This window comes from Microbacterium ureisolvens (assembly GCF_019511645.1).
GTDB lineage: Bacteria > Actinomycetota > Actinomycetes > Actinomycetales > Microbacteriaceae > Microbacterium > Microbacterium ureisolvens_A.
Genome location: NZ_JAEUAX010000014.1, coordinates 29,605 through 54,089, shown reverse-complemented (window position 1 = coordinate 54,089; position 24,485 = coordinate 29,605). Strand labels below are relative to the sequence as shown.

14 protein-coding genes are annotated in these 24,485 nt (G+C 69.9%); 6 read left to right on the top strand and 8 right to left on the bottom strand.

The window, feature by feature from the left end:
* Positions 1-61 precede the first annotated feature (61 nt).
* Positions 62-805, top strand: a complete 744-nt coding sequence (locus JNB61_RS17940; RefSeq protein ID WP_220340522.1) for an SDR family oxidoreductase — start codon at positions 62-64, stop codon at positions 803-805.
* Here the strand turns inward: JNB61_RS17940 and JNB61_RS17935 are convergent.
* Positions 735-1,880, bottom strand: coding sequence for a glycosyltransferase family 9 protein (locus tag JNB61_RS17935; protein ID WP_220290178.1), 1,146 nt, complete (start codon positions 1,878-1,880; stop codon positions 735-737). The genes JNB61_RS17940 and JNB61_RS17935 overlap by 71 nt on opposite strands.
* Positions 1,881-1,986: 106 nt before the next feature.
* Between JNB61_RS17935 and rfaE2 the strand changes: the two genes are divergently transcribed.
* Positions 1,987-3,474 (top strand): D-glycero-beta-D-manno-heptose 1-phosphate adenylyltransferase, encoded by a 1,488-nt coding sequence (rfaE2, locus tag JNB61_RS17930; protein ID WP_220340521.1) that lies wholly within the window; start codon positions 1,987-1,989, stop codon positions 3,472-3,474.
* A gap of 86 nt (positions 3,475-3,560) precedes the next feature.
* Here the strand turns inward: rfaE2 and JNB61_RS17925 are convergent, their stop codons facing one another.
* Both JNB61_RS17925 and JNB61_RS17920 read right to left on the bottom strand, forming a co-directional pair.
* Positions 3,561-4,076 carry a glycine cleavage system protein R gene (locus JNB61_RS17925; protein ID WP_220290182.1) on the bottom strand — a complete coding sequence of 172 codons (516 nt, stop codon included), beginning with the start codon at positions 4,074-4,076 and terminating at the stop codon, positions 3,561-3,563.
* A 33-nt stretch (positions 4,077-4,109) separates the two neighbouring features.
* Positions 4,110-4,469 (bottom strand): hypothetical protein, encoded by a 360-nt coding sequence (locus JNB61_RS17920; protein ID WP_220340520.1) that lies wholly within the window; start codon positions 4,467-4,469, stop codon positions 4,110-4,112.
* 143 nt (positions 4,470-4,612) lie between these two features.
* On the opposite strand from JNB61_RS17920, the gene JNB61_RS17915 reads away from it, so the two are divergent.
* Both JNB61_RS17915 and JNB61_RS17910 read left to right on the top strand, forming a co-directional pair.
* Positions 4,613-5,776 (top strand): polysaccharide deacetylase family protein, encoded by a 1,164-nt coding sequence (locus JNB61_RS17915; protein ID WP_220340519.1) that lies wholly within the window; start codon positions 4,613-4,615, stop codon positions 5,774-5,776.
* 378 nt (positions 5,777-6,154) lie between these two features.
* The gene (locus JNB61_RS17910; RefSeq protein ID WP_220340518.1) at positions 6,155-7,597 is read left to right on the top strand and encodes a sugar transferase; all 1,443 of its coding nucleotides are present in this window, start codon (positions 6,155-6,157) and stop codon (positions 7,595-7,597) included.
* Between the two features lie 196 nt (positions 7,598-7,793).
* Here JNB61_RS17910 and JNB61_RS17905 read toward each other — a convergent pair whose 3' ends face one another.
* Together JNB61_RS17905 and JNB61_RS17900 are read right to left on the bottom strand one after the other, a co-directional pair.
* Positions 7,794-9,284 (bottom strand): glycerophosphodiester phosphodiesterase, encoded by a 1,491-nt coding sequence (locus JNB61_RS17905; protein ID WP_220340517.1) that lies wholly within the window; start codon positions 9,282-9,284, stop codon positions 7,794-7,796.
* Positions 9,285-9,353: 69 nt separating this feature from the next.
* Entirely contained in the window at positions 9,354-15,353 is a 6,000-nt protein-coding gene (locus tag JNB61_RS17900) for a DNRLRE domain-containing protein (RefSeq protein ID WP_220340516.1), read from the bottom strand.
* Positions 15,354-15,868: 515 nt separating this feature from the next.
* On the opposite strand from JNB61_RS17900, the gene JNB61_RS17895 reads away from it, so the two are divergent.
* Positions 15,869-17,239, top strand: a complete 1,371-nt coding sequence (locus JNB61_RS17895; protein WP_220340515.1) for a glycosyltransferase — start codon at positions 15,869-15,871, stop codon at positions 17,237-17,239.
* 96 nt (positions 17,240-17,335) lie between these two features.
* On the opposite strand, the gene JNB61_RS17890 is transcribed toward JNB61_RS17895, so the two are convergent.
* Complete coding sequence (locus tag JNB61_RS17890) at positions 17,336-21,091, bottom strand: LamG-like jellyroll fold domain-containing protein (protein ID WP_220340514.1); 3,756 nt, start codon at positions 21,089-21,091, stop codon at positions 17,336-17,338.
* A 257-nt stretch (positions 21,092-21,348) separates the two neighbouring features.
* Between JNB61_RS17890 and JNB61_RS17885 the strand changes: the two genes are divergently transcribed.
* Entirely contained in the window at positions 21,349-22,038 is a 690-nt protein-coding gene (locus JNB61_RS17885; protein WP_220340513.1) for a CDP-alcohol phosphatidyltransferase family protein, read from the top strand.
* Positions 22,039-22,048: 10 nt separating this feature from the next.
* Here JNB61_RS17885 and JNB61_RS17880 read toward each other — a convergent pair whose 3' ends face one another.
* Positions 22,049-23,251, bottom strand: coding sequence for a hypothetical protein (locus JNB61_RS17880; protein ID WP_220290201.1), 1,203 nt, complete (start codon positions 23,249-23,251; stop codon positions 22,049-22,051).
* Positions 23,248-24,387 carry a glycosyltransferase family 4 protein gene (locus JNB61_RS17875; RefSeq protein ID WP_220340512.1) on the bottom strand — a complete coding sequence of 380 codons (1,140 nt, stop codon included), beginning with the start codon at positions 24,385-24,387 and terminating at the stop codon, positions 23,248-23,250. Before JNB61_RS17875 ends, JNB61_RS17880 begins: the two co-directional genes overlap by 4 nt.
* Positions 24,388-24,485: the final 98 nt, after the last annotated feature.

Here is a 24,485-nt window from a genome sequence, read left to right as displayed (position 1 = left end):
TGACCGGCCGGGCGGCCCTCCCGGACCCACGCGCCGCACCCGCGGCGGGAAGGACAGCGACATGACCATCACCTCGACAGCCGGCGCGGACCCCGCTACGCGAAGCGCGCGACGCGACGACCGCACGCCCGGCAGGACCCTGATCACGGGCGGAGCCTCGGGGCTGGGCGCCGCCGTCGCCGACGCCGTGGCCGAGGCGGGCGGCACTCCCATCGTGCTCGACCTCGCGGCCTCGCCTGCCGGCCACGAGAGCCACCGGGCGGACGTCTCGGCCACGCGCGAGATCGAACGGACGATCACCGAGATCGCCGCCCGTCACGGCGGGATCGACTCTGTCGTGACCGCCGCCGGCATCGACAGATGCGGTCCGCTCGACGGCGTCGATCCCATCGAGTGGGAGCGTGTCATCGCCGTGAACCTCCTGGGCACGGCGGCCACGGTGCGCGCCGCCCTCCCCTCCCTGCTCGAATCCCACGGACGGGTCGTCACCGTGGCCTCCACGCTCGCACTGCGCGGTGCCGGAGACGCGACGGCCTACTGCGCGTCGAAGTTCGGAGTGCTCGGGTTCACGCGGGCGCTGGCGGCCGAGACCGCCGGCAGGGTCGGCGTGACGACGCTCATCCCGGGCGGGATGCGCACCCCGTTCTTCGACGACCGCGACGAGCAGTACCGTCCCGGCCCGGACGCGAGCCTCAACGATCCGGCCGAGGTGGCAGCGGCGGTCCTGTTCGCGCTCACCCGGCCGCAGGGGGTCGAGGTGCGGGAACTGCTGGTGACGCCGTCCGGAGAGAGCTCGTGGCCGTGAGGCTGCGGGCGTCGGCGAGAACGGCTACGGGATCGACGTCGGCGACGAACGACACGTCGTGGTCGCACCGCTCGGCGGTCCACCCCACCTGCGTGACGTCCCTGCCGCAGACGGGGCAGGCGGTGACATAGGAGAGGTGCACGCGATGGCGCTCGCGATCGAACGGCGCCGCATTCACGACGTTGCCGAACCAGAAGATGCCGACCGTGGGCGCACCGACGGCCTGCGCGAGGTGACGCGGGCCGCTGTCATCGGCCACGACGACCGCGGCCCGCTCGAGCACCGCCGCCGTCTCACCCAGGCGAAGGCGTCCCGAGAGCCTGAGAACGCGGCCGTCCCGCTCGCCGACGGCCGCAGCCAGTGCGGCCTCGATGGGCTGGTCCGAGGCGGCCCCGATGATCACGAGCCGCAGGCCGTCGTCCAGAAGACCCCGCGCCACGTGCGCGAACCGGTCCACCGGCCAGCGACGGCGGACGTCCGAGGCGCCGGGGTGGACGACGGCGAAGGGCTCCGCCTCGGCCGGGACATGGTGGTGCGAGCGCGCGCGTTCGTCCGCGCGGACCGCGAGGGACGGCTGGAGCTCTACGGGACCGGCACCGGCCAAGCCCACGACCTCGAGGGCGCGGACGACCTCGTGCTGGTAGTAGACGTACGGCAGCGTGCGCTCGAGACGTACGGCGTCCGGCGTCGCGGCGCCGACGCTGTGCCGCGGGCCGAGCGCCAGCAGGAAAGGATTCGAGTGCCGGCCGCCGCCGTGCAGCTGCACGGCGAGATCGAACTGCTCGCGGCGGAGGCGCTCGAGGAAGCGGTCGGCGTCCTCATGGGCGCCGGCGCCGTCATGGACGCCCGGCGCATGGGGAAGCGGCTCGACCCGATCGACCCCGCCGGGCCGCCCGTCGAGGAGCTCGGCATGCCCCCGCGTCCCGAGCAGGACGATCTCCGCGCCCGGGTAGGCGGCGTGCAGAGCACTCACCGCCGGCATGGCGAAGAGCAGATCGCCGAGGCCTCCGCCGCGCAGCACGGCGATGCGGGAGACGTCGGCGAAGCGCGGACGCAGCGGTGCGTAGCCCTGCATGTCTTCCTCTCTCGCGACGGACGCCGCTTCCCTCGTCCTTCCCCGGCGGGACCGGATCCAAACGGCGGACGCATACCCGGCCGCCCGGATGGGTAGGTCGGGGGCCATGGACACGACAGCCGCAGCCGATCTCATCCGCCGCACCCACCCCCGTGTGGTCGTCGTCGGCGATGCGATCCTCGACCGGTGGTGGCGCGGCACCAGCCACCGGCTCAGCCGCGAGGCGCCGGCGCCGGTGGTGGAACTGCGCGACGCCGTGGAAGCACCGGGCGGGGCGGGCAACACCGCGGCTAACCTCGCCGCGCTCGGCGCCCACTGCGAGCTGGTTGCGGTCATCGGCGGCGACGAGACCGGGGCCACACTGGTCACCGCACTCGAGACCTGGGGCGTCGGGGTCGGCGGCGTGAGCCGCGATCCGCGCCGCCGCACGATCTCCAAGACCCGCGTCGTCGCGGACGATCAGGTGCTCGCGCGGGTGGACGACTGCCGCGATGCCGCGGACGGGCGGGCGGCCCTCGACCCCGGCATGCGGCACGGGATGATCCGGGCCCTCCGCGCGGCGCTGCAGGGCGCGTCGGCGCTCGTCGTGAGCGATTACGGCTCACGGGATCTGCCCGGCCTCGTCGGCGAGGCCCTCGATGGCGTCGAGCGCCCCGCGCTCGTCGTGGACGCCCACGATCTCGCACGCTGGCGCGACCTGCGACCCGATGTCGCCGTCCCCAACGCCGACGAGGCGGAGCGACTGCTCGGCCTCTCACTGGGCGAAGGTCACGATCGGCGTTCGGCGGCGGTGCGGCGCACGCACCAGCTCCTCACCCGCTCGGGCGCCCGCCACGTGATCGTCACGCTGGATCGCGATGGCGCCGTGCTCCTGCGCGCCGAAGCCGGGCCTGTCGTCACGATGGCCCACCCTGTCGCCGAGCGGTTCGCATCCGGTGCGGGCGACACCTTCACCGCGGGCATAGCGGCGTCATTGGCCGCCGGTATCCCGCTCGAGACGGGCGTGCGCCTCGCGCAGGGCGCGGCCGACGTGGCGGTGTCCCACGAGGGCACATCGGTGTGCGACGGGGAGGAGCTCGCCCACCGGCTCGCCCACCGGCCGGCCGCGGTGCTGGACGCCGCCGAGCTCGCTGAGCGTGTCGCCCGCCACCGGGCGGACGGACGCCGCATCGTCTTCACCAACGGGTGCTTCGACGTGCTCCACGTGGGCCATACCGCCTACCTGAAGCAGGCCCGTGAGCTCGGCGATGTGCTGATCGTGGCGATCAACAGCGACGCGTCCGTGCGTCGGCTGAAGGGCCCTGACCGGCCTCTGAACGGCGCCGACGACCGCGCCGGGCTCCTCGCGGCCCTGGAATGGGTGGACCACGTCACGGTCTTCGAGGAAGACACCCCGATCGCGCTCCTCGAGCGCCTGCAGCCCGACGTATACGTCAAGGGCGGCGACTACAGCCCCGACATGCTGCGGGAGGCGCCGGTGGTCGAGGCCTATGGCGGCGAGGTGCGCGTGGTGGACTATGTCCCGGATCACTCCACGACGTCGCTCGTCGAACGCATCCGCTCGGCAGGACGCACGGCAGAGCCCGCACCGTGACCGCCTGGCGCCGGCAGGCGGCGAACAGGTCGGCGAGCGCGAGGACAGCACCTTCGGCGTCGGCGCTTCTCGGCGCCGGGCGAAGCTCAGGGCTCGAACGTGACGTCGACCTGGATCTCGGTCGCGAGCCGCTCGAGCTCCTGGGTGAGGGAGGCGAGGTCGACGGATGCCGGGATCCGGGCTTTCACGGTCGCCTCGAAGAGGCGGCCGCCGTACATGGCCGCCTCACGTGTCTCGGTGGTCATGCGGTCGATGCTGATGTCGTGCGAACGCAGGACGGTCGTCATCTCCCTGACGATGCCCGGATGATCATTGCCGATCACCTGCAGCGCGAGCTGACGCATGGTGGCGTCCTCCGGCGAAGGCTCGGATCCCGTGCTGACCGTCACGGAGAGCAGCCCGTCGAGCACCGACAGCGACTCGCGCAGCTCGTCCGCCCGCGCCGGCGCGACGGACACTTCGACGACGCCCGCGAACACGCCTGACAGCTCGGCGAGCTGGCTGTTCTCCCAGTTGCCGCCGTGGCGGTCGACCACATCGGCGACGGCCGCGACGAGACCGGCCCGATCGCCTCCGACAAGGGTGAGCACGAGGATCGTCATGGCTCACAGCGTACCCACGTCGCAGACACGGGTTCAGCGCGGTGCGAGCTCGGCCGTCACCGGGAACGGCAGGCGGAAGCGCTCGGGATCGGCCCCGACGGCGGAGGCGGCGCCGTACTCGTCCGCGACGACGGTGACGCCGCGCGCACTGACCTCCGCGATCCGCACCGGACGCTCGGTGCCGTCGGGGAGGCGCAGGAGCCAGGGTTCGGCGAGATAGCCGATGCCGAGCGCCTCGAGGAGCTCCTCGGCGGCGAGCCACTCGACGGCGCCGTGGGTCGTGCGCTCACGGCCGAGCAGGTCGAAGGCGCGGAAGCCGTCGCCGGAGGCGAGCATCCATCCGAGGATCTCGCCGTCGGCGCGGCGGTGCTCGATCCAGTCGGCAGGCAGCATGGGTCCCGAGCGTAGCGAATGCACCGCAAGAGACGCGGATCATCCACAACCCGCGCCGCGGTTCGGCGGCGGGCCGCAGCATCCGGGTAGCATCCCCTCAGAGATCGCACGTGGGGATGCGCGGTCCGGACGCGGGGAGTCGCATGGCCACCTTCGGCACACCTCCCGCCCGACGACCGTCGGCGCGGGTGCGTCGCCGGCGCCTGTTCGCCGGCATCGCGGGCGCCGTCGTGGTGCTCGCCGTGATCGGCGGCACGGTCGCGGCGATCGGCTTCGCGCGCGCGGGCGCACAGGACCCGGACACGGATGCCGCGCCCGCGGCCACCGAGCCGGCCGCACCGACTCCCACCCCCACGCCGCCGACGCCCGAGGAGCAGCTGCTCGCGTCGACCGCCGACCCCGCGGCGTGCGCGGTGAGCTTCGCCGGCGACGGCATCGCCGACGCGCCCATGCTGCAGACGCAGGGGGCGCTGTACGCGGGGCTTCCCATTCCCTCACGCGACGGGCTGGTGTTCGCAGGCTGGTACGCGACCCCGGCCGATGCCGCTGCCTTCGCGATCCCCGGGCGCGTCAACGGCTCCGAGCCTGTGGTGTGCACGGACCAGCGCGTGACGCTGCACGGGGCGTGGATGAGCCCCGAGCAGAACGCGGCCGAGGACGCCCGGGTGCCGATCCTGATGTACCACCAGTTCACCGCCAACCCCCAGGGCGAGAGCGGGTGGCTGCGCGGGAACTACGCGTTCATCGGCGACTTCGACGCGCACATGAACCACATCGCCACGACGGGCTTCTACCTGCCGACGTGGGACGAGCTGTCGGCCTTCATCGACGGGCGCCTGTTCCTGCCGACGCACTCGGTGATCGTCACCGACGACGACGCCGACCAGACGTGGTTCGACCTGGCGGTCCCTGTCGTCGACAAGTACAAGGTGCTGTCGACGTCGTTCATGATCACGGCCTACCGCCAGGACCCGGCGCCGAGCCCCTACGTTCTGCGCCGGTCGCACACGCACGACATGCACCGCGCGGGCGCGAACGGCGACGGGCTCATCACGAACCTCTCGGTGCCCGAGATCGTGGCCGACATGCAGGCGTCGTACGGCGTCCTCGGGGTGAAGGAGATCATGGCCTACCCGTTCGGTCACTACAACGACGCTGCGAAAGAGGGCCTGCGTCAGGCCGGCTGGGAGATGGCGCGCACCATCGAGCCCGGGTACGTCACGATCGGCACCGACAAGCTCGCTCTTCCTACCGTGCGCATCAATTACGGCATGGGATTGGACGCGCTGATCAACCTGATCGGGTGACACCCGCAGCTCGAACCTGAGTCGCATTACCGGTTTCCCTTAAGGTGTGTCAAGTTTTCCGGGGAAAGCTCTTCCGGTCACCGCCTGGCAGGCGTACAGTGACAACGCGCGGGGGGCGCAGTACCCGAAACTGTGGTCCCTCACGACCCGACAACCCGGCCGGGTCTGCGCACTGGGGTTGGTCTGCTCGACGTCGTCGTCGTGCCGTCCGACGGGGAAGTACATGTCTGCTAGGGACGCGTCGTCGTGCGCGCGGTGGACCGCGGTCTGAAGCCGACCGCGATCGCCGCGGCGCCTACGGGCGCCGGAGGAGTGACCCGAACGCTCCTCCGACGTCCACCCCTGACGCGCCCGGACTTCGACACCCTTCCCGACGCGATGGCCCCTCGCGTACAGCCGTCGCTGGAGCGCCGCCACCTGTGGGAGCGGCGCTACCGGCGGCGGTTGGTCGCGACCGATGCGGCGTGCGTCACAGCGGCCGCCATCGCCGCGATGGTCTTCGAAACGGGCGTCGCGGCGCCGCTCACGGCGCTCGCGGAGCCGGCTCGCATCGGCGCCTTCGTCGTCTGCGCCTGGATGACGCTGCTGTGGCTCGCCCGCACGCGCGAACCGTCCGTGCTCGGCGCGGGAGCGGCAGAGTACATGCGCCTCGGTCACGCGACGGGCTTCGCCTTCGGCATCCTGTCGACCGTCTTCATCCTCGCCCAGCTGCCCGGTCTGCGCGCGCAGCTCATCATCGCCCTGCCCTGCGGCCTCGTCGCCCTCGTGCTCAGCCGGCGGCTGTGGCGGAAGTGGCTGATCCACGAACGCGAACGAGGTGAGTGCGTCTCACGGGTCATCGTCGCCGGCACCCGCGACGACGTGGAGTACGTCATCGACAAGCTCACGCACGACCCCCATCACGCGTACATGGTCATCGGCGCGACGACGACGGACGGCGTGTTCGATCCCATCGACATCGAGGATCACCACTACCCGGTGATCGGCTCGATCCGCCTGACGGCGAAATACGGACGCCAGGCCGGTGCAGACGCCATCGTCGTCGCCAGCACGCCGGAGAACGACCGCGACTTCGTGCGGCGACTGGGGTGGGAGCTGGAGGGCAGCGCGGCTGAGCTCGTCCTGTGCAACCGGCTCACCGACGTGGCAGGGCCTCGCCTCTCGCTGCGGCCTCTCGACGGGCTGCCCCTCGTGCAGGTCAAGATCCCCGAGTTCGAGGGCGGTGTCCATGCGATCAAGCGGGGGATGGATGTCGTCCTTTCTCTGCTCGCCCTCGTCCCGATCGTGATCATCGCGCCGTTCGTCGCGCTCGCCATAAAGCTCGACTCCCGGGGGCCGGTGCTGTTCCACCAGCTGCGTGTAGGGCGCGACGGCCGGCAGTTCTGGATGCTCAAGTTCCGCACGATGGTGGCCGACGCCGAGATGCGGCGCACCGAGCTGCTCGCCGAGAACGAGGGGGCCGGCCCGCTGTTCAAGCTGAGGAGCGATCCTCGCGTCACACGCGTCGGCGCCGTCCTGCGGAGGTTCTCCATCGACGAGCTGCCGCAGTTCGTCAACGTCCTGCGCGGCGATATGAGCATCGTCGGCCCGCGTCCGCCGCTGCCCTCGGAGGTGACGTCGTACGACGGCACGGTCTATCGACGCCTGTACATCAAGCCCGGCATCACCGGGCTCTGGCAGATCAGCGGGCGCAGCGACCTGTCGTGGGACGACAGCGTCCGTCTCGATCTGCGGTACGTCGAGAACTGGTCGATCGCGACCGACCTCATGATCATGTGGCGCACCGCGCACGTGATGATCGCACCGAAGGGGGCCTACTGATGTCCCCGGGAAAGACCTGGCCGGCGACAACGGCGTCGCCGGCCGCCACAGCCGGATCCGCGGTCACACGCCGCCATACCCGCCAGGTGTACGCCGGCGATCGCGTGTGACGACAGCCCGTTCCCCCAAGCGGGCGTGGCCGCGGGTCCCTGGGGCCTGAGCGGAGTAGATTCCCGAAGCGGAATACTCCTCCGCTCTACCTGAAGGCGACTCGGAGTCCCGAGAATTCGACCGCCTGGTCCGTCTTGTCGTCCTTGAACAGGCGCACCCACGGGCCGCGGAGAGCGGATGCCTCCAGGACCGCCTCGAGCGCTGTGCGCTCGCCCACCGTCACCCGCACGTGATCGTCGTCGACGTCGATCCGCAGGCGCACCGCCGAGCCTTCGGCCGGCGCCTCCACTTTGCCGGTGGACACCGGGGACCCTGTCACTCCCCGTTCGTATGGCGCGATCGCGATCGTTCCGCTGCCGTCGAGCGTCAGCTGACAGCCGGTGGCATCGCCACGCTCCCCCTGCCCGCCCGGTCCGTCGCCGCTCAAGGCGAACACCACGCCCGCGGCGCCGCTCGGGGGCACGGCATCCGGCCAGGCGATCGTCACGTCCAGACGGCGAAGCCGCTTCCCTGCGGCGGCGAGCGAGCCCATCAGATAGCTGGTCGCGCGGGCACTCTGAATGCGCAGCGACTCTCTCGACGGCACGAACGCGGGCTGCGACGACCAGCCGAGGGTGTCGATCGCCGACGGCAGGTCGCCGGCCGCTCGCCTCCCGGTGGCGAAGGCGTCGCGGTCCGAGGGCCGCCCGTCGACCAGGTAGCCGACATTGGAGCACATCATCCCCGTGACGCCGAGTCGCGCGAGCCGCTCGACCTGGTCGTGGAACCGCACCTCCCAGCACATCACCGGAAGGCCGGTGCCCACGACCTGCTGGATCAGCTCATCGGACGCCCCCGTGGGCACCCCGAGGATGTCGAACGTCGCCGCGAAGTCGTCCAGGCGATCGAGCTGTTCCTCGTCGAAATAGCCCCAGGCACGGTAGCCCCTCTCCTTCGCAGCGCGCACCTGCGCGGCCGGCGCCCATTGCTTCCACACGAAGCGCTCGGTGGAACGGGCCTGAGCGTCCAGGACGTCGAGGATCGGCATGGTGTTGGTGCCCTGCTTGTCCTCGATGAAGACGAGCACCTCCGGGCCGAGTTCGCGGAGCACGTCCTCGAGCCTCGCCACCGGCTCCAGCGGGGTGTTGACGCCGAGCCAGCTCCTCGCGTCCACCTGGAGGGCGCTCAGCTCGCTCCACGTCATGTCGGCGATCTTCTTGTCGACGCCGAGCACCCGCTCGGCGGAGAGGTCGTGATGGCAGACGAGGACCCCGTCCGAGGTCGCGCAGACGGAGATCTCGATCGCGTCCGCACCGGCCGCTCTGGCATTCCGGTAGGCGGTGAGCGTGTGCTCCGGCCAGTTGTCGCCACTGCCGCGGTGTCCGACGTAGAACCTCTCCCGAGCGAGAAGCTCCGGTATCGAGGACGGCGCCGGCGGGCGCGAGGGGGTCGGCGAAGGCGAGAGAGTCGGCGAGGCACTCGGAGCCGCCGTGGTCGGGGCGGACCTCGAGCCCGGCACCGCCGTGCAGCCCGCCAGAAGCGCGGTCGACAGCCCGGCGATCAGGAACCCGCGACGCGAGATCGGAGACGGCGTCATGGTCTCTCCCGTTCCTCGTGGAGCCCGACCCGCCTTCACTGAGGATCACGGGCCCCGCGATCTGCGGACTTACGGCACCGCCGTGTAGGTGAGCGTCAGGGTGGGGCGGTACGCCGCGGTGGTCGCCTCCCGGGACCAGATCCGGACGTTGTCGGTCCCGGCGACGCTCGACATCCGCACCGTCACCGTCTGACCCGCCAGCCCGGCGAGATCCGTCGCGCTGAGGGTCGCCGTGTAGGCGGTGTTGACGGCGGCGGCACCGGACAGCTGGCCGATGGCGCCGGAGGCCGTCTGAGTGATCCGGTTGTTCCACGTCATCGTCGCCTCGTCCCAGGTGCCCGTCATCAGGTGGAACACGTGAGTGTCGGCCGATGCCGCCGTGGTGTCCGTCGAGGTCCGTACGGCGAGCGAGACGCCCGTCAGCTGCATCCCCGCCGGCGCTGCGGGCAGCGCGAACGACATGAAGGACTCGATCGCAGTGCTGAACCGCGACGACAGCTGGTTGGTCGTGCCGTAGAGCCCCGTGGCGTTGCTCGCGGCCACCATCGTGTCAGCGGTCGTCACCACCGTCTGCACGACCGGCGGCACCGCCGGCGGTGTGATGGTTCCCGAGGCCTCCGTCGATGCCGCACTCACGTTGCCCGCGGCATCCCGAGCGGTCACCTTGTAGTACCACGTCCCGGTGGGGCGTCCACTGTCGCCGTACGACGTGGTGGTCACATCGGCGATCCGGGACGCTGAGTCGGCGGTGAAGCCCGCAGCGCTGCCTCGGTACACCGTGTACCCGGTCACCCCGGTGTCGTCGGTGGAGGCGGACCACGTGAGGTTGACGTCGGCGTTGTTGACGACAGATGCGGCCAGCCCCGCGGGCGCCGAGGGCGCCGTGGTGTCGGGGCCGGCGACGGGTGTGAACGTGAGCCTCACCGACGGCCGGTATGTCGCGGACGTCGCTTCTGCGGACCACACCCGGACGTTGTCGGCGCCGGAGCTCGACATGCGCAGCGTCACCGTCTGGCCGAGGGCCGACGCGAGAGGCTCCGCGCTCAGCGCGACGGTGTACGGCGTATTGAGCGCGGTGGCACCGGTGAGACTGCCGAGCACGCCCGAGGTCGTGGTCTGCGGGCGGTTGTTCCAGTTGACCGCGGCCTCGGTCCAGGCTCCCGACATCAGACGGAGCTCATGGGCGTCCGCGGATGCGGCCGTGCCGTCCGTGGAGGTGCGCACCGAAAGCACCGCGCCCGTGAGCACGGTGCCGGCGGGAGCCGCCGGCAGCGGGACGGCGAGGAACGACTCGATCGTTCCTCCGGTCCCCCGAGACGACAGCTGGTTCGAGGTGCCGTAGAGAGTCGTGGGCGAGGACTGAGCGACCATCGCGTCGTCGGTGATCGGCACGGTCATCTCGACCGGCGTACCGCCGTTGGCGAGGATGGTGGCGAAGGTGCTCGCCGAGGGTGCGCTCACGTTGTTCTCCGCGTCCCTCGCGGTGACCTTGTAGTACCAGATTCCCTGCGGACGGCCGTTGTCCGTGTACGACGCCGCCGTCGCATCGGCGATCTTCGAGGCGGCGTCGGCGGTGAAGCCCGCCGTCGTCCCCCGGTAGACGCTGTAGCCGGTGACTGCGACGTTGTCCGTCGAGGGCGACCAGGTCACGGTCACGTCCGCGTTGTTCGCGACGGTCGTGGCCAGGCCCGTCGGCGCGGTCGGAGCCTGGGTGTCGGGGCCGGAGACGGGCGTGAAGGTCAGCCGCAGGGATGGGCGGTAGGAGGCCGACGACGCCTCTGCGGACCACAGTCGCACGTTGTCGCTGTTGGCGCCCGACATACGCAGGGTCACCGTCTGCCCGAGGAAGGAGGACAGTCCGTCCGCGCCCAGGCCGACGGTGTACGGCGTATTGAGGGCGGTGGCGCCGTTGAGCGTGCCGAGCACGCCCGTGGCGGTCGCCGTGGGGCGGTTGTTCCAGTTGACCGTGTCCTCGCTCCACGCACCCGTGACGAGCCGGAACTGAGGCGAGTCCGTCGTGGCGGCGGTGCTGTCGTTCGAGGTGCGGACCGACAGCACCGCGCTGGTCAGCACCGTGCCCGCCGGTGCGGCCGGAAGCTGCAGCCGGATGAACGACTCGATCGTGCCGCCCGTGCCGCGCGCGGACAGCTGGTTCGACGAGCCGTACAGCGTCGTCGGCGAGGACTGCGCCACCATCGCGTCCTCCGTGGGCGTCAGGGTCACCTCCGTCGCCTGCGACGGAGGCTGGACGGTCACCGAAGCGGATGCTGCGGCGCTGACGTTTCCCGCGGCATCCTGTGCCGTCACCTTGTAGTACCACGTGCCGGCGGCGCGTCCGGTGTCGACGTGTCCCGGCGTGGTCACCTCAGCGATGCGATTGCCCGCGCTCGGCGTGAAGTCGGAGGCGAGACTGCGGTACAGGACGTAGGAGCTCACGCCGCGGTCGTCGGTCGAGGCATCCCACGACAGCGTCACGTTGGTTCCGCTGGACAGCGTCGCGGTGAAGCTCCCCGGCGTGCTCGGCGCGGTCACGTCCGGCGGCACGATGGTCACCGCCGCGGTGTTGGACGGTGCGCTGGCGTTGCCCGCCGCATCACGCGCGACGACGCGGTAGTACTTCGCGCCCGCCGAGAGCCCGCTCTCGCTGAAGGTCGTGCCGGCGACCGTCCCCACGAGCGTCCCGTCGGCGATCGCGAAGCCCGAGGTCGGGCCGCGGTAGACCGCGTACTGCGTGACCTCGACGTTGTCGGCCGAAGGCGCCCACGTCACGGTCACGCCGTCGGCCCCGGTCTGCGTCGCGGCAGCGCTGGCCGGCGTGGTCGGTGCGTCGATGTCGGTCACATCGAGCTGCCTCGCAGACGAGGGCGCGCTCTCGTTGTCCGCCCCGTCGACCGCGGTCACCCGGTAGTAGTACGTGCCGAGCGCGGGGGATGCCTCGTGGTACGAGGTCGTCGCCGTGGTCGCGAGGAACGAGTCCGCGTCAGCGGAGAAATCGGCCGTCGTGCCTCTGAAGACCCGGTACTCGAGCACGCGGGTGTTGTCGGTGGACGCCGTCCACGAGACATCCACTCCACCGGACCCGTGCGTCGCGGCGAGGCCGGACGGCGCGCTCGGCGGGGCGACATCCTGCACCCCGAGGGCATAGTGCCGCGCGATCTCGGTGGCGCTCACACCACCGCTGTAGAGCGAGAACTCGTCGAGCGTCCCGCGGAAGTAGGAGTTCAACGGCGCCGACGGCCAGCTGGTGAGATTGCCTCCGCCGATACGCCAGTATCCGTTGCCGGTCTCGGCCCCGGTGACGGTGCTCTGAGCCACCAGCACGCCGTCGACGTAGAGCTTGCGACCCGACGAATCCAAGACCCCGACCGCCTGGTGCCAGTTGCCGTCGGCGTAGGCCAGCGGGCTGGTCACGACCACGTTGCTGGAGCCGACCCGCGAGCCGAAGACGAGATTGCCGTTCGACGTCATGTACAGGTGCTTGTCGTAGCTGGTGCCGTTGCCGGTCTGCACGTTCTCGAACCCGAACAGCTTGCCGCCGGGGGTCGTGGTGTTGAACCAGATCTCGCCCGTGAACGCCGTCGAGGGCGTGAGCGACGCCTGGGTCGCGACCGTGCCGAGGAGAGTGCCCGGGGTCGACACCGCCGTGTTGCCGGGGATGATGCCCGGCTGGCCCTTCGTGACGCCGGTCCGGTACGTCCCGGGGTAGGTGCCGAAGCGTGCGGCGTCGGCGGCGGTGTTGCTCGACGCCTCTCCGAGACGCCAGTACAACGTCGGGTCCGCAGCGAACACCCGGGTTCCGTACGCATCGGCGGGTGCCTGATTCAGGCCGAGGTCTCGACCTGCCGCCTGATAGTGGTCCGCCACCGCGCCCGCGGTCAGCGCGGTCGCGTAGACGGCCGTCTCGTCGATCGTGCCCGCGAAGAAGTTGCTCGTCGGGCGGTTCGGCCATCCGGAGAGGTTGTCACCGCCGACGTGCCACACGCCCCAGTACGCCTGGGCGACCGCGTTCGTGTTCTGCGCGACGCGGACGCCGTCGACGTAGAGCGCCATGCCGCCGGCGCCCTGCGTGCCGACGATGTGGTGCCATGATCCGTCGTTCAATGCGCCGGGCGATGTCAGCGTGACGGTCGAGCCGGTGTAGGCGCCGAAGAGCACCCGACCGGTATTGGTCATGTAGAGGTGCCGGTCGTAACTCCCGCTGAGGACCGTGGCGCCGGTGTCGGTGCGCGGGCGCCCGCTGCCGAATCCGACGATCTTGCCCCCGCGGGTGGTCGTCGTCTTGATCCACGTCTCCACGCTGTACGTCGTCGGCGCCGGAGCCAATCCCTGGTGCCAGACGTAGTCGTCGGCACCGTCGAAGACCAGCGATCCGCTGGTGTCGTTCGGGACCGGTGTGTCGGTCGAGCCTGCCGCACCGTTCTCGATGACGCCTGCCTGCCGGCTGGTGCTGGTCGTCGACGCGGAGGCGTCCTGCAGCCACGAGCCCGCGGCATCCCCCCTCCAGAAGATGGCCGGGGCACTCGCGCGAACGGATGCTGCGTAATCCGCGGTAGGAGCGACCGCCGTTGCCGTCGCGACCTGCGAGAGAACGGAGGTGTTCGTGCCGTCGGTCGCACGGACGCGGTACGTGTACGTCGCCCCCGCAGTTACACCGGCGTCGACGAACGTCACCTGCGGGCGGTTCCACCAGACGGATGAGGCCGTGCCGCTCCAGATCGGGGTGGACGAGTTGTTGCGGAACACCTGATAGGTCAGCTCGGAGTCGTCGTCGTCGAGCGAGGTGCGTATCCGCACCTCGATGGAGCCGCTGCTCTGAGCCACCGCCGCCACGGCGGGGGCCGGGGGGTTGCCGGTGTCAGTGGTTCCGAAGCGTGTCAGGTGGTCCTGAGCCGCGCCGTTGATCGTCGTGAAGTCGCCGCCGCTCCACATGTAGCGCTGCCCGGAGGATCGGCCGGCCGCGATGACCAGGGCGCGTGGTCCGATGCCCTCACCGATCCCGTCGTTGGACTTCGGATCCCAGGCGACGTGCGATCCGTCGACGGCGCTCTGCGCCAGGAAGTAGTGGCGCGTACCGTCCTGCTGGAAATGCACGGAGTCGCAGTTGTGCCCGTGGCTGACCGAGTAGAGGGTCGTCTGGTCCTGCAGCGTCATCTGCGTGGCGCCGAGACAGGTGTCGCGCCACAGCTGGTCGCCCGTGGCCCACGAGAACGCCGCACGCCCGTCGAAGACGCCGCCGCCGGTGCCCTCGTTGGAGATGTAGAACTTGCCGTCGTCCCCGCTGAAGATGTGCTTGGTCACCGACGTGTCCGCGATGAATCCCGACGGATAGGTGCGGATGTTCGCACCCGTGACGGCGTCGACGACGGCGATCGAGTGCGAGTACGCACCGTTGACGTTGAAGAAGTCCCCGCCGATCGCGACCTTCGTGCCGTCGGGCGAGACGCCGATGCCACGACCGATGTCGTCGACGTTCGCCGTCCAGGGAAGCAGCGCGCCGGTTGTCACGTCGACCGCGGCGAAGCGCTGGCGCGATTCGCCACCCACGGTGAGGAACATCCCGCCGAAGTACATCGTGGTGCCCTTCACCGCGATCGTCTGCACGATCGACGAGATTGTCGGCAGACGGAGGCTGCTCACCGTGCACGTGCGCACATCGATCTGGGCGATGCGGCCGGTCGAGACGCCGCCGACGTTGGAGAAGTTGCCGCCGATGTAGATGCTGTTGCCATCGGGCGCGGTAGTGGCCGCGTAGACCGCCGGGGTTCCGCCGATCAGCGAGAGGCTCAGCTGGCAGCTGTCGGGGTTTCCCGTCTCGGCATCGAGGATCGCAAGCCCGTTCGCGGCGATCGGCGAGCCCGATCCTCCTTCCGGCGGACGCAGCTCGCTGAACGTCCCGCCGGCCACGACCTTCCCGGCCGATTGCGCGAGCGCGTACACCGTCCCGTTGGTCTGCCACGTGGGCAGTTCGTCGGCGCTGAAGCCCACGCCGGGCGAGAGTGCCGCGGCTCGTTCGGACGGCGTGACGGCGACGAGGCCGACGACGAGTGCCAAGCATGCGACGACACCCACCCAGATACGTGAGACCACAGGTCACGCTCCCCAATGCCCACGGTCGGGTCCGCGGGCCTCCCAGAAGCACCGTCGGGTTCCCAGTCGCGGGCTCGAACACTCTCCCCTGAGTGTGGCGCTCGGCATTCGGGACGATGCTACGCACACTGTACATCTCGGTCCGCGCTTTGTCTCCCCAGGATTTGCTCAGCGACACCCGCCTGTGCTATGCGCCCTGTTTCCCTGATGAGGGGGTGAACGCCCCTCGTGTCATCGGCGTATTCCGCGTGACGCCGCCGCGATGTATGGTGTGCCGGAAGACATGCACCTCGCCGGCAGGCGGGGCGCTGCCGGTCGATGAACCCGAAACCGTCGACCGGTGTACCCGATGATCGTCGTACCCGAAACCGGCGGTCGTCGTACCCGAGACCGACGGTCGACGTGCCCGAAATCGAGGGGTCGAGGCAGGACTGCGCTTCGAGCGCCCTGCGGGTGATGCGTCTCGACGACGTCGTCTGGCGCATCTGGGAGGACAGATGGCTGGGCGATCGACCGGCGTGAAGCAGCGACGAGCACCGCGTGTGCTCTTCATCGGGATCAACTACGCTCCCGAACCGACGGGCATCGCGCCCTACACCGCGGGCATGGCACAGGCCCTCGCGATGCGCGGATGGCACGTCGGCGTCATCACCACCCATCCGCACTACCCGTGGTGGAGGGTCCAGGACGGCTTCGGCGGCTGGAAGCGTGTGGAGAGGCAGCAGAGCGTCGACGTCACGCGCGTGAGCCACTACGTGCCACACCACCACACCATGGTGGAGCGGGCGGTATCGGAGCTGACCTTCGGCCTGAGGGCCGACCTCGCCCACTGGCATCATCCGGACGCCTTGGTCCTCATCAGCCCGGCGATGATCGCCTCACGGCTCGCCGCCGTCCGGGCCGCGATGGCGGGCATCCCCACCGTGGTCTGGGTTCAGGACATCTACACGCTCGGGGTCCGCGAGACGGGCGCGATATCCCGCCGTGCGGAGGGGATTGCCCTGCTCGAGCGCGGGCTGGCGCGATCGGCCGACCGGGTGGTGGTCATCCACGACCGCTTCCGCCGCGTCCTGCGCGAGGAGCTCTCCGTCACCACCCCCGTCGACGTCGTGCGGAACTGGTCGCATGTGACGACCGACGGCGCCGGGCGCGACAGCGCGCTGCGTCGAGAGCTCGGCTGGAAGGACGACGACGTCGTCGTCCTGCATGCGGGGAACATCGGCGCCAAGCAGGGGCTGGAGAACGTCGTCCTTGCGTCGCGCGAAGCCGAGCGCCGTGGATCCCGCATCAAGTTCGTGCTCCTGGGCGATGGGAATCAGCGTCCTGTGCTCGAGGCGATGGGCGGCTCCTCGCGGCTGCAGTTTCTCGATCCCCTGCCGGATGGCCGGTTCGAGCGTGCCCTCGCATCCGCGGACATCCTTCTCGTCAATGAGCTTCCGGGCCTTACCGAGATGGCTGTGCCCAGCAAGCTCACGACGTATTTCGCGAGCGGGCTTCCGGTGATCGCGGCTGTCGACTCGTCGAGCATCACTCACGACGAGGTCTGCGCCGCGGGCGCCGGCATCTGTGTTCCTGCAGGCGACCCCGATGCGCTGGTAGACGCGGCCGAGCGGCTGGCGGCGGACCCCGCCGCAGCACAGGCGTTCGGCGAGTCGGCGCGAAGGTTCCGCGATCAGCATCTCGACGTCGACGCAGCGGTGTCGTCCTTCCAGGCGACGCTGACCAGGGCCATCGCCTCCGGCCGCCACGCGCCGGTCAGCGCCCTCGCGGGTTCGCTGGGCAGGGGGCTCGGCTCGGCCGTGCGCCACGCATCGGCGAGCGCCGCCGCAGCCGACCGGCCTCTCACCGGCCGGCACCGCCACCCCTGAGCCGGACCAGGCTTCATCCCCGGGCCGGCGCCGGCCCGGGGGCGGGACTCGCGGCTGATCGATCCGCTCGCCCCGCCCCCGGGCCGACTCCTGCCGTCAGGGTGTCGTGTAGACGAGGGTGAGAGTCGGCCGGTAGGCGGTCGGCGCCGCCTCACGGGACCACAGGCGCACGTTGTCGCTGCCCGCCGAACTCGACAGCCGCAGGGTGACCGAGGTGCCTGCCAGCGGCGCGAGATCCGCAGCGGAGAGGGTGGCGCTGTAGGGCGTGTCGACCGCTGTGGCCCCCATCAGCTGCCCCAGCACGGCCGCGCCGACCGTCGTCGGGCGGTTGTTCCACGTGATCGTGTTCTCCTGCCACGTCCCGCTGACCAGGCGGAACTCGTGGATGTCCGTCGATCCAGCCGTCTGATCGTTGGACGTCCGCAGCGAGATCGTCGCCGATGTGAGGACCTGCCCCGCCGGTGCGGCCGGGAGGTCGAACCGCAGGAACGACTCGATCGTGGTGTTGAAGCGCGACGAGAGCTGGTTCGTCGACCCGTAGGCGAACGTCGGATTGACGGCTGCGGCCATCGAATCGGCGGACGTCACGATCGTCTGCGTCGTGGGCGGCGCCGGCGGGTTCGTGACGACGGCGGCCACTGCGGCCGATGCCGCGCTCACGTTCGACGACGCATCTCTGGCCGCGACCCTGTAATACCAGGTGCCCTGTGGTCGGGCGCTGTCGGTGAAGGTCGTGTCCATCGCGTCGCCGATCCGAGAAGCGTCGTTCGCGGTGAACCCGGCCGTCGTTCCCCGGTACACGATGTATCCGGTGACGCCGACGTTGTCGGTCGAGGCATTCCAGTTGAGCTGCACGTTGTTGCCGCCTTCGACGACTGCCGTCAATCCGGTGGGCACGCTCGGAGCGGTGTTGTCGGGGGCGACGATCACCACGGATGCCGCGCTCGACGCACCTGAGACGTTCCCGGCTGCGTCGCGGGCGGTCACCTTGTAGTACCACGTGCCCTCGGAGAGCGGCGTGTCATGGTACGAGGTGCCGACGACGTTGGCCTGGATGAGGGTCTCCGCGCTCGGCACGAAGCCCGGATCGGAGCCTCTGTACAGCGCGTAGCCCGTCACGCCGGCGTTGTCGGTCGACGCCGTCCACGAGACATCCGCCGCCTGGCCGGCAGCCACCGCCGTCACTCCAGTCGGGACCGTCGGCGGGACCCCATCGACGACGGTGACGGGAGCGGATGCCGCGGAGGCGACGCTCGCGTTGTTCGCGCCGTCGAACGCGACCACCTTGTAGTAGAAGGTGCCCGGAGGCGGCGCCACGTCTTCGAACGTCGTCCCGCTCACCGTTCCGCGAAGCGTGTCGGTGCCGGGCGTGAACCCGGCGGTCGTCCCGCGGTAGACCCGGTACCCCGCCACGCCGATGTTGTCGGTCGAGGCGGACCAGCTGACGTCGACATTGGCGCCGTCGAACGATCCGCTCACGCCTTGCGGGGTGCTCGGCACAACGGTGTCGACGAATCCGGTCCCCACGTTGAAGTGGTTCTGGATCTGCTGCGGCGACAGCGCCTGGTAGTACACCGCGGTCTCGTCCAGCTGACCGTCGAAGTAACGGTTCACGAGCGTGTTGCCCGTCGACGGGTAGCCGTTGAGGCTGTCGCCCCCGACGTGCCACGTGCCGCTGTAGGTGCCCGCGCCGGTCGTGGCGTTCTGCGACTGAAGCACCCCATCGACGTACAGGCGCATGCCGCCCGGGCCCTGCGTGCCGACCACGTGATGCCACTGCCCGTCGTTGAACGCAGACAGGCTGCGCAGCGTCGTCGTGCCGAAGCCGGCGCGCACGCCGAATCGGAGGAAGCCGGTCCCGTTCTCCATGTACACGACCCGGTCGACGGTCCCGCTGGTGCGATCCGTTCCGTTGTCCGTACGAGGACGCCCGTTCGACGATCCGTAGTTCGCGAGCGCCCCGCCGGTGGTGGATGTCGTCCGGAACCACGTCTCTACCGAGTACACGGTGGGCCCGACGGCGATGACGTCGTTCCAGACGTACTGCGGCAGCCCGCTCGCCTGCGTATCGGTGAAGGTCGCGCTGCGGCTTGGGTCGTTGGGGATCGCACCGGCCGCATTGCGGTCTACGCCGTTCTGCGCGAGGCCGTTGAGCCCGACGACAGTCTGGCCGGCGCTGTCGAGGATCCACTGCGCGTTCGCGGTGTCGTCGTAGCGATAGTAGAGCCGCGGCTGGTCCGCGATGACGCTCGAGGCGTAGACCGACCCTGTCGCCGACGCACTCGCCGTCGCCGTCCCCGACAAGGCGCTCTGGTTGTTCGCCCGGTCGATCGCCCGCACGCGATACGTGTAACTCGTACCGGGGGTGACGTCCGTGTCGACGAATGTGGCCTGGTACCGGTACCAGTGCTTCGATTGCGCCACGCCGGTCCACACCGGGGTCGTCGTGTTGTTCCCTCGGTACACGGCATAGGTGATGTCGGAGTCGTCAGGATCATAGACACCCCGGATGTTGACCTGGATCGCATTCGGCGTGATGGCGCGCGCCGCGACGGCGGGCACCGGTGGTGCACCCGTATCGGTGGGACTGAATCGCGTGAGTCCCTGCTGATTCGCGCCGTTGACGCGAGTGAACTCCCCGCCGACCCACAGGTACGGGGTGCCGTTGGTCCCGGGTCCGATCGCGATCGAGCGCGGCCCGATGCCTTCGCCCGTGCCGTCGTTCAGCTCCGGGAGCCAGCCGATGTGCAGCTGGGTGGGATCGGCAGCATGGGTAACGGACAGGAACGTGCGCCGGCCGTCGGGGAACATCCCCATCGCCCCGCAGTCATGGTGGTGGTGGGCCTCGAACAGCAGCCCCTGGTAGGGCACAATGGCCTGGAAGGCACCGGCGCAGTTGTCGCGCCATGCCTGGCTGTAGTCGGACCAGTTGTACGCCAGCGCGCCGTCAAACCCGGCGAACCCTTCTTGCGCCACGAAGAACCGCGTGCCATCGGAGCTGATCATCTTGGTGCGGGACGTGTTCCCGACAGTGTTGGCCGGCCACGTGCGCAGCACCGCTCCCGTCGTCGAGTCCACGACGGCGAAGCTGTGGGATGCCGATCCGTTGATGTCGAACCAGTCACCGCCGATCGCCAGCCGGGTGCCGTCCGGGGATAGCTGGAGGGCATCACCACGGGCATTCTTGCCGGGCACGACGGTGGTGCTGTACAGCTCCTCCGTCGCACCGGACGCGTTTGCGACGAACGCCGTCTGCAGAGCTCCTGCGCGATTGACCTTCGCGAAGCTGCGCCTGGTTTGTCCGGCAACCGTCTGGAACACCCCGCCGAAGTAGACGAAGTCGTTGGACGGCTCGATCTCGAGCACATAGTTGGAGATGCCGGTGACACGGAACGGCGTGACGGTGCAGGTCGCGACATTGATCTCGGCCAGCCTGCTCACCGCGACGCCGCCGACGCTCGTGAACTGGCCGCCGACGAAGACGGTGTTGCCGTCGGGTGCGGCCTTGACGGCATACACCGCTGCCGTGCCGCCGTTGAAGGCGACCGGCAGCTGACACGCGTCCGGCTCACCCGTCGCGGCGTTGAGGATGGCCAGACTCGTCAGATTCCGTGCCGTTCCGGACTGCCCTGCTCCAGGCCGGATCTGACTGAAGGTCCCGCCGACGACTGCTCTGCCACGGGAGATGGCCACCTGCCAGACGACGCCGTTGGTCTGCCATGTCGGCAGTGCGTCGGCACTGAACGGCAGATCGGGCGAGAGCGCTTTCGCCGATTGTGCCGGTGGTAAGGCGATGATTCCGATGGCGAGCGCCGCAGCAGCGGCGACGCTCGCGAAAAAGCGAGTACGCACGTGAAACCCCGTTCCCAGATATTCGAGACCGGTCGTCGCACTTCCCCAGTGGATCACCGGTCGCCCACAGGCTCCCCGTCCGCGGGCACACGTGCTGTCGCTGCGCTTCGGCATCATCGTCGTCGGGTGCAACTTGCCAGTACGCTTGACGCGGAGTTTACACGACAGGGCGTCAGACGCCAGTGTGTATTCCAACACTCGCACCACGAGGTGCGGGGGCATGGGGGGACATGTCCGGTCTGACCTTTCGCGAAGCCATGGGTTCCTTGTCGAGCTCGCAGAAGAGTCGAGCGGGCGTCTCGCTGTATTCCAGGTACATCAACCGTCCGGTCGGTCGGTTCTTCGCGGCGGCAGCCGCCTCCGCCGGCGTCTCGCCGAACGGCGTGACCGCCGTCTCTGCGCTCTGCACCGCACTGGGCCTGGTCGTGCTCGTCCTCAGCCCCGCCGGCTGGCTCACCGGTCTGGCGGTCACGGTGCTCCTGGCGCTCGGGTTCGCCCTGGACTCGGCGGATGGTCAGGTCGCGCGACTGACCGGGCGCGGCAGCCTTGCCGGAGAGTGGCTGGACCACGTCGTGGATGCGGGCAAGATGGTCGCGGTCCACGCCGCGGTGCTGATCGCCGCGGCGACCCAGGGGCTCTTGGCGGGGGCATGGCTGCTGCTGCCCCTCGCCTACATGCTCGTCGCGGTCGTGCTGTTCTCGGGAATGACGATCTTCGAACTGCTCCGACGCACTCGGCCGCTTCAAGCGGACCCACCGCGGTCCCCGTCGACGATCCGGGCGCTCGGGCTGCTGCCCGCGGATTATGGTGTCCTGGCGCTCGCCTTCGTTCTGTGGGGCTCATCGCAGATCTTCTTCGCGGTCTACGCCGCGCTCGGCGGCTTGACCGCCGTCATCACGATCGCTCTGCTCCTCAAGTGGTTCCGGGTGCTGCAACGGACCGGCTGACCGTGGACGATCAGGGCGTCTCACGCGTGTCACGGCGGTAGTGGAACAGCGCGACGGGAATGAACAGGAGGGGGGCGGAGATCGCGTTCGCGCCGAATCCGAGGATCAGACTCCACTCGTCGCCGCCGGCCGCGTAGCCGATGAGGAACCCTGCCGTGGTGGCGGACGCGATGCCGATGCGGACCAGCGTGACCGCGGACTGATGATCGAGCACCCGGAGCACGATCCCGTGGATGCCCGACCAGCCCGTGAGGATGGTCGACGCCCCGACCAGGACCATACCGAGGAGGAGGTCCGCACGCTCGACTCCCGCCGGCGCCCACCCCGTCGACCAGATGACGCCGGTGAGAATCGTGACGACGGCGGTCGCCAGAAGGCCGAGCCGGATGCTGGCGCGCCAGCCGCGGGCGATGACCGCCGACGCCTGCCGGTAATCGACGTGCGTTGCGCCATCGGCGATGATGTTCGTCGTCGTCGCCGCGAAGGCCAGATTCAGCGGTCCGAGAAGCGTCTGGGCAAGGCGTACTCCGCCGATCAGATCGTTCGCGCCGGAGCCGGCGAGCAGGAAGAGGGGCAGGGAGACGATGGCCTGGCCGACGGCGAAGTCGAGAGTCTGCCAGGCCGCCGACGAACGGTAGCGGCGGTACGGGTAGGTTCCCACGCGCACCGGAACCTGGGGAAGGAGCACCGCGGCCGCGATCGCGCAGGAGACACCGATGGCGAGCATGAACGACAAGGGAGTGGCTGCCAGAAGCGGCAGGGCCGTCGCCGAGACGAACGTCAAACGCACGCCGTCCCCGGCGGCGACGGCCCAGCGCCGGCCCGAACCGATGGCGCGATACCGGACCCAGTCGTAGAAGACGGGCACGGCGCCGGCGACACCGATGAGCCCTGCCTCGGCGGGAGGCGCCCCGGTCGAGACGACCGCGATCGCGGCCACCGCGAGAGCGGACAACGACGAGACGACCAACATGTATCGCGCGGGCACCAGCGATCCCGCGTCCGTTCGCTGGAAGATCAGCGCGGGCTGGAAGAGGGCAGCCCGTGACCCTCCGACCGCGAGCACGCTGGCCAGGGTGAGGATCGAGAACGACGTGAAGGCCGGCGGATCCATCCGTACGGCGGCGATCAGCATGGGCACCGCTCCCGCGGCGCTCGAGAGGATCTGCGCGATCGTCAGCGGGCGAGGAAGCCGCAGACGACGAGGGGTCATCTCACCGCCGCCCGGATCGCGGACTCCAGGTTCGCGCCGACGACCTCGACGCTGAACCGGCCCGGTGGCACCGATGCGATCTCCAGCTGCTTCGCGAGGTGCGTGTCGTCCTGGAGGAAGCTCGCGAGAACCGCTGCCAGCGCTCGTCTCTCGACGGGATCGACCGCGACCGCAGCGGCACCCGAATCGACGATCTCCTCAGCCGCCCCGTCGCGAGTGGACAGCACGACCGGACGCCGGGCGTTCACCGCCTCGAACCCGGCGAGCGAGCGGTAGTCGCCTTGGGTCGGACAGACCACGACATGGGAGCGCGCGTAGTCGGCGGCCACCTCGTCGTGGGACCTCCGGCCATGGAAGCGGACCCTCTCCGCCAGCCCCAGCTCGACGGCCTGCCCTTCGAGCCTCGCGCGCTCAGGTCCATCCCCCACGACATCCAGCGTCCAGTCACGGGTGTGCGCGGGGAGCTCGGCCAGTGCAGCGAGGAGGAGGTGGAGACCCTTGCGGCGCTGAAGGCTGTTGAGGAACAGGAAGCGCACGCTACCGCCGTCATCGGAACCGGTCGACGGCTGCGCCGGCTGAGACGTCAGGTAAGGCCCGATACGCAACCGCTCGGCGCGGATGCCGAGGCGCTCGCGCGCGTAACGCGCCGTTCGGTCGTTGCTCACCAGCACGACGTGCGACCGTCGCGCGAACGCCCTCTTCACCGTCGTCGCGATTCGGCCGTCACGGCCGCCGCGGAACGACGGGTCGGATTCGATCAGTTGCACGACTCTGCGTCGTCGCAGGTGTGCAGCCGTCGCCGAGACCAGCGCAGTGGGGGTGAACTCGACGACGACCACGACATCCGTCGGGCGCCGGAGCATCCGCCACGCGGTCCGGAAAGTCGGGATGCGGAGGTTCCCGGTGTACGTGAACTCTCCCACCGATCGGTCGCGCCGGCGCACCCAGAAGCGGAGGTCGGGGACGAGGGGAAGCTCGGGGTAGCGGTCGACGGGATAGCCCTCCCTCACCAGGACGACGGCGTCCGGAAACCGTCGGGCGAACTGCCCGAGGACCTCCCGGAAGTAGGCGAGATCGTCCCCGAACCCGAACGCGCCGCTCACCCACACCGCTCGCAGGTGATCGGAGGCTGTCACCGGGCCCCTCCTTCGACGAAGTGCTGCTCGACCGCGACTGCAGTGAACGGTGGGGCGCGTTCGAGTGGATCATAACCGCTGACCTGCGGAAACCGCGC

Bases quoted from the DNA above. Each gene is read 5' to 3' on its own strand.
- JNB61_RS17940 (WP_220340522.1), top strand. From the start codon at position 62: ATGACCATCACCTCGACAGCCGGCGCGGACCCCGCTACGCGAAGCGCG.
- JNB61_RS17935 (WP_220290178.1), bottom strand. From the start codon at position 1,880: ATGCAGGGCTACGCACCGCTGCGTCCGCGCTTCGCCGACGTCTCCCGC.
- rfaE2 (WP_220340521.1), top strand. From the start codon at position 1,987: ATGGACACGACAGCCGCAGCCGATCTCATCCGCCGCACCCACCCCCGT.
- JNB61_RS17925 (WP_220290182.1), bottom strand. From the start codon at position 4,076: ATGACGATCCTCGTGCTCACCCTTGTCGGAGGCGATCGGGCCGGTCTC.
- JNB61_RS17920 (WP_220340520.1), bottom strand. From the start codon at position 4,469: ATGCTGCCTGCCGACTGGATCGAGCACCGCCGCGCCGACGGCGAGATC.
- JNB61_RS17915 (WP_220340519.1), top strand. From the start codon at position 4,613: ATGGCCACCTTCGGCACACCTCCCGCCCGACGACCGTCGGCGCGGGTG.
- JNB61_RS17910 (WP_220340518.1), top strand. From the start codon at position 6,155: ATGGCCCCTCGCGTACAGCCGTCGCTGGAGCGCCGCCACCTGTGGGAG.
- JNB61_RS17905 (WP_220340517.1), bottom strand. From the start codon at position 9,284: ATGACGCCGTCTCCGATCTCGCGTCGCGGGTTCCTGATCGCCGGGCTG.
- JNB61_RS17895 (WP_220340515.1), top strand. From the start codon at position 15,869: ATGGCTGGGCGATCGACCGGCGTGAAGCAGCGACGAGCACCGCGTGTG.
- JNB61_RS17885 (WP_220340513.1), top strand. From the start codon at position 21,349: ATGGGTTCCTTGTCGAGCTCGCAGAAGAGTCGAGCGGGCGTCTCGCTG.
- JNB61_RS17880 (WP_220290201.1), bottom strand. From the start codon at position 23,251: ATGACCCCTCGTCGTCTGCGGCTTCCTCGCCCGCTGACGATCGCGCAG.